The organism is Stutzerimonas marianensis, assembly GCF_022810315.1.
GTDB classification, from domain to species: domain Bacteria; phylum Pseudomonadota; class Gammaproteobacteria; order Pseudomonadales; family Pseudomonadaceae; genus Stutzerimonas; species Stutzerimonas marianensis.
Genome location: NZ_JALGRD010000009.1, coordinates 286,203 through 294,911, shown reverse-complemented (window position 1 = coordinate 294,911; position 8,709 = coordinate 286,203). Strand labels below are relative to the sequence as shown.

Genomic DNA, 8,709 nt, shown 5'->3' with positions numbered 1-8,709 from the left:
GCAAGATGGGAATTTGTCGTCCAGTTGTTGCGCGGTTTCCTCCAGCTGGGTCTTGAGGGAGCCAACAAACTCCTTCGCCGTGCCTGGCAGCCCGACCTTTTCGCAGTAGGCCGGTAGTCGCTGCAGGCATTCTTCCCAGGGCAGCAACTGCTTGCGGTAGTCGGCGAAGGATTCCGACCCCTGTACACACATGTCACCCGATCGCAGCTCGCTGGCCAGGTAGGAGAATACGCAAACTTCCAAATAGCGCCGGTTGGTCGGTGGCCCCTCACTGGCAGGACGACGAACGACCTTGACCCAGCGCTCCGACGCAAACGACAAGTCGATGTGCTCGTCGATCCATTCGCGGCGTAGATTCTCGCTGTCCTGGATCAGTTGAAGATTCTAAACCAGCGATCGATCCTGAGTCGTGGGCTCCAGTTGGAGAAGGTGGCTGAGACGGAACAATAACGAGCGATGGGACTTGAAGTGCTTCCAGATCAGCGGCAGATAGTTATTACCGCCGGTAGCCTGTACTTCGGCGCAAGTCTCACGCAACCGATCCAAATTGCCACCGGGGGAGAGGTATTCCCGAATCAGACTGCCAGCCTCCTGGTCATCCGGTTCTTGAACCAGAATCTGCACCACGCCATCCAGGGTCGCCGCCAACTGCTCCAGCTTCTGGCGTTGCCGCGCCTGGATTCGCTCCAACTCCTCCTTGGCGCGTTTATGGATCGTCGAAATCCGTCGGATGAACATCTCGGCCAGGTGATCCCGGGTCCGCACGCGCATGCGGTAGATCAAGGCCAGCATCAGCGTGTAGCGTTTCGGCAGTGAGCAGTCCTTCAGCTCGGCTACATCCGACGCCGCGGCTTGGGCAGCGAAGTGGCGGATCTTGGTGTCGACTATTCCTCCAAAAATGGCATCCAGATCCCCGAAGCTCTCGAGCCAAGCCAGATGATCGATCAGCACCTCCAAGTGCTTGCGAGATGGCTTCTTGGGCGCCTGCTTCAGCGCATTGAAGTCGCTCTGGCGTCGGCCGAAATCAGTGTCGAGCAGATCCTTTAACTTGTGGATCACCTCGACTGGCGTTCTGGTTACTACGAGGTTGAATATTGCCTCTTGGGATTCGGCATGAATTCGCTCAGCGAGATCATTCAGGGTCGAGTAGCAGGGAGCTCATAATCCTGGCTGATCAGCTCTTCGATTACGGAGTTGATGATGTCGGCGCGTTGGTCAAGCACAAACGACATTGCTTTGGCATGCCGCTCGGCGAGCTCCATGGCATCAGAGCCGTAGAATGCCGTCACACCGAGGCGAGCTCGGATCGCGTTCATGTGGCGATATTGTTGGAACCACTTGTATTCCGCGAGTTTCACCTTGCTACGCTGACCCAACTCTCCGCGAATGAAGTCCACCAGTTGAATAGGTACGTCGGTGATATCAGGAAAATATCGGAGCACCTGAAAGGTTTTTAGGAGAACGGCGAGATTGAGGTGAAAGGGGGCCTTGGACTTGCTTCGTACCCACTTAATCTCATCATCTGAGCACGAAAAATCACGCTGCAGCTCAGCTTTTGAATACGCCTTTGGCAGAGTGGGATACGCCGTACGCTCTAATGAAGCCATAGGAACTCCTTTTCTGAGGAGTCAGAAAAGATAGTCCACGATCAGAGGCTGTGCGGTCGACTTGGTAAATTCTCTTGGCATCAACACGTTACGTGCGAAGTGAGTGAATTTTCCTTATATCTCGGCATGACCCCAATTCCAGGCCGACCGCCCCAACCAGCTGTGGGTGTCGGATTTCACTTACGTGTCGACCTGGCAGGGATGGCTGTATGTGGCCTTCGTGATCGACGTCTTTGCGCGGCGCATCGTGGGATGGCGAGTCAGTAGCAGCATGAAGACCGACTTCGTACTGGATGCCCTGGAGCAGGCCCTGTACGCCCGCCAGCCACACCGTGCCGGTGGACTGATTCATCACAGCGACCGTGGCAGCCAGTACGTCTCTATTCGCTACACCGAGCGGCTGGCAGAGGCCGGCATTGAGCCTTCGGTTGGCAGCAAGGGCGACAGCTACGACAACGCCTTGGCCGAGACTATCAACGGGCTGTACAAGGCTGAACTGATTTACCGTCAGTCATGGAAGAGTCGTGAAGCTGTTGAGATGGCGACCTTGAAATGGGTGCACTGGTACAACCACCAGCGGCTGTTGAGCTCAATCGGGTATATCCCGCCTGCGGAGGCTGAGGCAAACTTCCACCAGCAACAAGCAAGTCAGGCCATGGCGGCCTGACTTAAACGAAACGGCCTCCACGAAACCCGGGGCGATTCATGCTGCCGATGGACCTGTCATTCCTCTTGTACATCTCTTCTGTGCAAGACTACACGGCCGGCGGCATGCTCACCCTGTTCCGTCACTACCTTCAGTCCTGGTTTGACGACGCCTCCATGTACGCTTTCTCATGTCCTTTCGATCCGGTATGTACGGATTCAGGGGGCGCGTGCAGCGGTTGTGTGCAGACCGAGCTGGCTGCAAGACATTCAACTATGGACTGTCCCGCGCTTACCTGCATGGCGGCAACACGAGTCGTAACGGGACGCGGTATCCTCCAAGGGATACTGGGATGGGTCGCACGGAGACGCATGATGTCCTCGTGGAGTGTGTAAACATCTGGTTCCCAGTCCCACCTCCGGAGCGACCTTTACACTTCTTTTGCGAGCGATCTCGCCGTTTCGATCTGGGAAGTGATCATCGAAAGCTGTGTTTGCAGCAGTATACGACACTCCTCGAGCGAGCTGATCCCAGAATCAGACAAAGTCATTGCGATAGCCACATCGACATATGATCTGAATGTTGTAGAAACTTTTTTATGACCCGCTTGCTGAGTTAGCCGCAACTCGATGCTACGCCTGTCTATTTCGGCGTTCTCGCCGGCTTTGTAAAGCGACAGCTGAATGCGATACAGATAAGCAGCATAACGTGTCAACGCATAGCGCCGCAGCGCGTGCGGCGAAATTTCACTATCTACAGAATCGAGCAGGTCGGTGATAGCTTGCGCAGTAAACGTGCCGCCGTTTGCATTATAAGTGCTGACAAACACAACGCCAGGATCATGGCCAGCATGGCACTTTCGGACTATCTCCGGACGCTCATACGCAATGTAATCAAGGGTCTCTTGAATCAGAGAGGACTCGACCTCAACGTCACGTACCTTGCTAAACTTTGTGCCTTTGGTCAAAGTGACCATCACCATGGTTCCGGGCTTGAACTTGGTCGGAATTGCACTCACAGGCAGGGATACAACCTCCAAGCGCCTCAGTCCTGCCTCCGCCATCCAACGAAGCATCAATTGATTGCGCACATTAATTTCTTCGGCGAGCGGGTGCCCACATTCCAAAGTTTTATCAGCAATGCCATCTTTCAGGGCTGCAATTTCGTCTGCGGACGGAATACGCTTTCTTGCCTGCTGAACAGTTCCAAGCAAAAAAGGAATTTTATAGTTCGCACTACTCGCTTGCGTCGTCAGATTTACGACGATACGAAACACTCGACCGCTTAGCATGTCGTTAGAACCGATCACTCCACGACACAAGCCCGTGTTTTCGGCATACCAATAGAAGGCGCAGACGGATGAAACTCGGTAATTAATAGCTTTTGCTTCAAGGTCGCCAGAGATCTTTAGCTCATCACGATACTTGCACAAAAGCCTGTCTGTGACATCGTAAATATCGCGTGCACCAAGCCAGTTCAACCACGCCTTGAGTCGATATGCGATCTGACGAACATAGGATTTCTCATGACACTGTACGCTTTCAAGATCAAGCAAATATTGAGTTACGTGACGCTGAAGCACTCCCGACTCATCAATAACGATGTGCTGTCCATTTTTCGTCGGCAATAGCTCATACATTTGAGCCTCCCTTGAGCTTGTTGACACTGAATTGCTTGTCTGCCCATTGGGCTTGTTGCAAGGAGATGCGCTGCTCAAGTTCACGCACCTGATCAAGCAATTCAACGATGGTTTGCGACAAGCCAGGCACCATCGTTTCATATTTTTTTACCTTCGCGTCAAGTTCGCTAATTCGCTTTGACTTGAGACAAATGCCCTGCTCAGCCCTGCCGTTCTCCAAAACCGACTGTGCGCTCGCCAGTGACGAGATCACACGCTCGTGAGTGGCTGAACCCGTCCTAAGTTGATCACCGGCCTTAGAGACGCTCTCGTAGGGCTCAGAAGCCAAGGCAGCAAACCAGTTGAGGGTGAACTTCTTCGGAATTGGAAAATCGGCCACCCCGTTTTCGATGTAGTGCTTCAGACCGTTGAGCTTGCGCTGTATCTTCTGCTCTGTCTTTTGCCGGTTCGCTTCACTAACATGCTTAGACATTGTGAGCCCCCTGTCTGTCGGCAAACGCTTTAAGCATCGGTGACGATGCAGGATCAAGAACCAAGCCGACATCTTCCGCACTGATGCCAGTCTCAAAGCCCAGCAAATTAGGGCATCCAACACACGACCCTCGGCAAGCCGAAGATGTTTGAACAGCATCATCCATGAGGCACTTACTGCGCTCTAATAAGGTCGGCGTCTGGCCAAAACATGCACCGTCAGGCACAAAGTTAAGAATGTAGCCGATTTCCTCAACCTTCCCAATCATTTTTTCTGCGCGACTCTCTGAAACAGCATCAAACGAACTGAAAAAATCACCCAGTTCTTTCTGCATATTTCCGCAGAGCGCTTCAGTTCTTGCATTAGCAGCAGACTGTGCAAATGATACAATGCGTTCTGCTTTGATCTCTTCAAAAGCTCTGCGGAAGTCTTTGTCCGTGATGTACTTGGCGGTCATTTCAAAATCTGTGTGACGCAAGTGCCAGGACAGCGTTGCAAGATCACCGGACTCAAACTTGTAGAAAAACATCATAGCGAAGAAGCGGCGGAACTGGTGCTCGCTAAACTGCCAAGGGGTTCCTTCATTGTCTGGAACGCCGACGTACTCAGCGAATTCGTTGACTTTGCCGCTTGACCAATAATTAATTTCCCCACCACCTAGCGCCGGGAAAGTAAGTAACGACTGGCTTTCTCCATTGCGAACCGGCTCAGTCAGGGCCTCAAGCACGCGAACCGCTTTAGCAACAAGCTTCGTGACCGGAAAATACTCGTGTTCTTGATAAACCTTGGCAGAGTACATGCGGATAACCGGGCCGTTCGGAGTATCCACACAGCATCCTGCTTGCAACGATTCGACTTCGAATTGCCGCCTGGCGGTGAAACAATAGATAACAAGCAAGCAGGCGGTTGGGAGTAAGTGATACAGACATTTATTAAGCGATGCACCGCTAACAGCAACCCCCTTAGTAATAAGATTATGTGCTGTTGCTTTGCTCACACCCAAGCGCTCGCCTATCTCCTGATATGTCAATCCTTGAGCACGAAGTGCGTGACCATTTTGAATTTGCTCAGCAGGCAAGACCGATTCAAAGTTCTTGGCAGAAGTATCTTTTGTAAACCCACTTATGGGATATGGACTGCCCGGATGGCCATCCAGCCACTCAAGTTGTTTGCTAAGCCAGAAGCGCATTTTTTTCGACGCATAGTGCACCTTATGCACTTCTTTCCCGCCGCGCCCTACTTGACTAACGTACTCTTCGTACTGCGCGAGCGCTTGAGAGCCAAGTTCAAGCAGCGGCTCGGCATAATCCACAACCCAGCGAATAGCCCGATCCATCAACTCAAAGAAAATTGGCTGCGGAATATCGCGCGTGCGCTCGCCGGCCCGGCCCATATTTTTGGATATTTTTTGGGGATTGATATTATTTTTCTGAAAGTAATCCTCGGGTATCCGCTGGCTAACAGGAAAAAGGTCTTTGAATATCTGGCACTGACGATACAGCTTTGATATAGACGTCAGTTCTTTGCGGATTGAGTCTTGACTGCTAGTCTCTGCAGTTTCCTTGACACTACCCCCTGCATAACGATCCTTGATACTATTTTTAATGTAAAAACCATTATGCTGACGAAAATTGGTTAACATCACTACCATCGGTGATCCGGCGCTTCCTAGAAGCCTATCACTAACACCGAGAGCTTCGCTTAGTTTGTTATTATTAAATTCGACATGACCAACCCTGCTTCGGAACACTTTGTATTGCTCAAGACAAGCAGGAATACCCTGCAATTCGTCAAGCTTTTCTCGCAAACGATCTTCAAGATTCAGGCGCACATACAACGGATTAGCAATTGAATCCCTAAAAAATGCAAATACGCCATCATTCACACTGGAAAGATGATTAACACCTTGGAGCCTGAGCCAGCGAACGTGGTTAATAATGTTATTGACATAGTTATACTGAGAAGCACCGGACAAAAGGCCGCCTGTCTTTCTGTCATGAGTAATAGCGCGCGCAAGGTATGCCGAAAGCTTAACCGCATAACAGAGATCTTCATTATCCGTAAGCAGTTCATTAGGCGCCACGGCAACATCAAAGCGGATAATCTGTTGGCCTGTTTTATCCTCTACAACCCATTGATTATCAGGAAAACGCGACACACCGACAAACCAGGATGCGTAATAAGAGCCAAGATCACTTAGGCCGCGCTCATCATCGAAGTAACTTCTGTAAGCATTCAAACTAATGACACTCATACTGTAGCCTCTTCGATGACGAAAACAGGGATAACATCAATATATGGATTCTGATGGCTATTGCAATACTCTTCTGCTTGAGTAAGCAATCTGCGTTGTTCACGCGCACTGTAGAGCCTGTCGAGAATTGAACTCACGAACAACTTCCACAGACTCCACCTTGAAAACTCCACTTCCCCTAAGCTCTCTTCGGCTTTTGCCAGCACCTCGCGCCAGTGGATAACATTGGCAATATTTTCTTTTGTGGCAAGAAACAAACTACGGCGATTCGAGCAACTGACGCACTTATCGATGCGATGACAGACTTCCCCCTCTATCGTGCCAGGCTGTACGCCGGCCATGGGATCTGAGCAATGTATGCCGCCGAACTGCTGATTGAGAATCCTTTGCTTGCGTATATCATAAGCCTCGGGATCAATACCGACTTTCTCTGCAAACTGATCAATATTGACGGTCAATACTGTTTCAAACCAGTCCAAAAATTCGCGAACCTTTTTTTCACGGCGCAGTATTTCAGGCAGGTGGTGGGTGTACTTCGCTGCCATCGTCAAGTCACTATGACGACCGACCAGCATTACCTGCATGGCATCTCGGGTTACAAGGCCAGTCAACAAAAGAACGCTGCCACGCAGCGCTTTTAGTGTACTCGACCAGCGCTCACCGGAGACCTCTCGACAGAGCGATTTGAAACTATTATTGATTGTGTTAAGCGCGAGCTTTGACGGCACATACACTCGCTCACCGCCAGTTCCTTTTGTATAGTTTTTGTAGAACCCAATAAACAAACTATTGCGATCTTCATCGCGTGTAAAAGCGCGAATATGCTCAGTGCATACCTTCAGATACTCAACAACATCAACGGCTGTCAAGGTATCGCAAGTAAGTGTAACCCCGTCCATTCGCGAATTTACAACTACTGACTCCTGATTCTCAGTCCCTTTGCGTAACTTATTCCAGACAAGCTGATACTGACCATCATTGCCCGTGGAAATAAGGCAGTTCGTTGTGAGATTTAATAGAGCATCGGGGTTGATTGCATATTTGATCGAGAGCCATACAAACGCAGCCACACGAGCTTCACGCGAATATCCAAGGGCGCTTCTAACATCAGATATGGTGATACTGCTTTTTTGTATGCGGCTAGACAAGAATGAGTAGGAAGCATCCTCATCTGAAGGATAAATTCCGCCATGATAGATATGACAGTAAGTAACTATCACTTGCAGAGCACAGCCATCCATTATGATGGCGTATTCCTCACCCCTAACTTTTGCCGCCTGGCCACCAATTACCCCGATGCCAGGCTGATCAAACATATCCCTCAAGCCTTTCGCTTTCCGTTGATATGCTTGACACTTCACCCACTGCTCTGCATCCTGAAGTAATTTATAGTGCTGTACGACTAAATCCGCACTGGCGCTTTTCAATACTTCCAAGCGACTATCTAAGACGCGAGCAGATGCCTCAATAATATCAAACGAATCTTCCAGCGGAGCACAGGCACCTGCCTCATTAAATAGATTTGAAAGAAGGCTTTCCATACCTTCGAGATCATCAAGCCCTTCGGAAATCAACGTATCCTGATGCTGAGAAATCAGCGCTTGGATGTCAACCTCTTTATGAATGGTCACATCAAGCAGAGTGGAGCCTATTCCACGCTCAAACTTGAAGCCTTTGATGTACAAGCCATGTGGTACGACACCACGATTTGCAAGATGGCGAACGAACGCTCGTACGCCGGCCGCATAGGTATTTTTTGTTCGATTTTCAATCTCTAACTTATCAAGATTACTGCGAAAGCCGCTCATTAGATTATGGAAAAGCACAACGATGTACGATTCGCCTAGATCTGAGATCTCACCAGTTTTCAAGAAATTCCTGAGTTCTTCTTGCGAACCATCTTCGGCCAAGAAATCTAAAAATTTAATGATGGGATAAAAATAAGTGACCTCAGTTGAGCTATTATCTGGCCAGAATATTTCGTATGCAGATACGAGAGCATTGCAAAAGTAATGACCAAGGCTTTCAGTATACTTACCGAAATCGCGCTCGGTGTATCCCTTCTTCAGTTTGAGCATAGTGCCTTCCTGC

4 protein-coding genes and 2 pseudogenes are annotated in these 8,709 nt (G+C 50.0%); 1 reads left to right on the top strand and 5 read right to left on the bottom strand.

The genetic code is table 11. From position 1 onward, the window contains the following. Nucleotides 1-1,607: pseudogene (locus MST27_RS17405) on the bottom strand (DUF4158 domain-containing protein); the annotation flags it as partial. A gap of 133 nt (nt 1,608-1,740) precedes the next feature. Here MST27_RS17405 and MST27_RS17400 point away from each other — a divergent pair. Further along, a pseudogene (locus MST27_RS17400) lies at nt 1,741-2,274 on the top strand (IS3 family transposase); the annotation flags it as partial. A 409-nt stretch (nt 2,275-2,683) separates the two neighbouring features. Here MST27_RS17400 and MST27_RS17395 read toward each other — a convergent pair. Genes MST27_RS17395 through MST27_RS17380 form a run of 4 tightly spaced genes read right to left on the bottom strand, consistent with a single transcriptional unit; the run spans nt 2,684 to nt 8,696 of the window. After that, nucleotides 2,684-3,892: a tyrosine-type recombinase/integrase gene (locus MST27_RS17395; protein ID WP_020309188.1), complete on the bottom strand. Its 1,209-nt coding sequence runs from the start codon at nt 3,890-3,892 to the stop codon at nt 2,684-2,686. Beyond that, nucleotides 3,885-4,364, bottom strand: a complete 480-nt coding sequence (locus tag MST27_RS17390) for a hypothetical protein (RefSeq protein ID WP_033957572.1) — start codon at nt 4,362-4,364, stop codon at nt 3,885-3,887. The genes MST27_RS17395 and MST27_RS17390 overlap by 8 nt, the downstream gene beginning before the upstream one ends. Then, nucleotides 4,357-6,618 (bottom strand): hypothetical protein, encoded by a 2,262-nt coding sequence (locus MST27_RS17385; RefSeq protein WP_243607191.1) that lies wholly within the window; start codon nt 6,616-6,618, stop codon nt 4,357-4,359. The genes MST27_RS17390 and MST27_RS17385 overlap by 8 nt, the downstream gene beginning before the upstream one ends. Beyond that, a complete protein-coding gene (locus MST27_RS17380; RefSeq protein ID WP_243607190.1) occupies nt 6,615-8,696 on the bottom strand; it encodes a hypothetical protein in 2,082 nt (693 codons plus the stop codon). The genes MST27_RS17385 and MST27_RS17380 overlap by 4 nt, the downstream gene beginning before the upstream one ends. Between the last annotated feature and the right edge of the window lie 13 nt (nt 8,697-8,709).

What these genes read in the sequence shown, in the direction of transcription:
- MST27_RS17395 (WP_020309188.1), bottom strand. Translation starts at nt 3,892, where the DNA reads ATGTATGAGCTATTGCCGACGAAAAATGGACAGCACATCGTTATTGAT.
- MST27_RS17390 (WP_033957572.1), bottom strand. Translation starts at nt 4,364, where the DNA reads ATGTCTAAGCATGTTAGTGAAGCGAACCGGCAAAAGACAGAGCAGAAG.
- MST27_RS17385 (WP_243607191.1), bottom strand. Translation starts at nt 6,618, where the DNA reads ATGAGTGTCATTAGTTTGAATGCTTACAGAAGTTACTTCGATGATGAG.
- MST27_RS17380 (WP_243607190.1), bottom strand. Translation starts at nt 8,696, where the DNA reads ATGCTCAAACTGAAGAAGGGATACACCGAGCGCGATTTCGGTAAGTAT.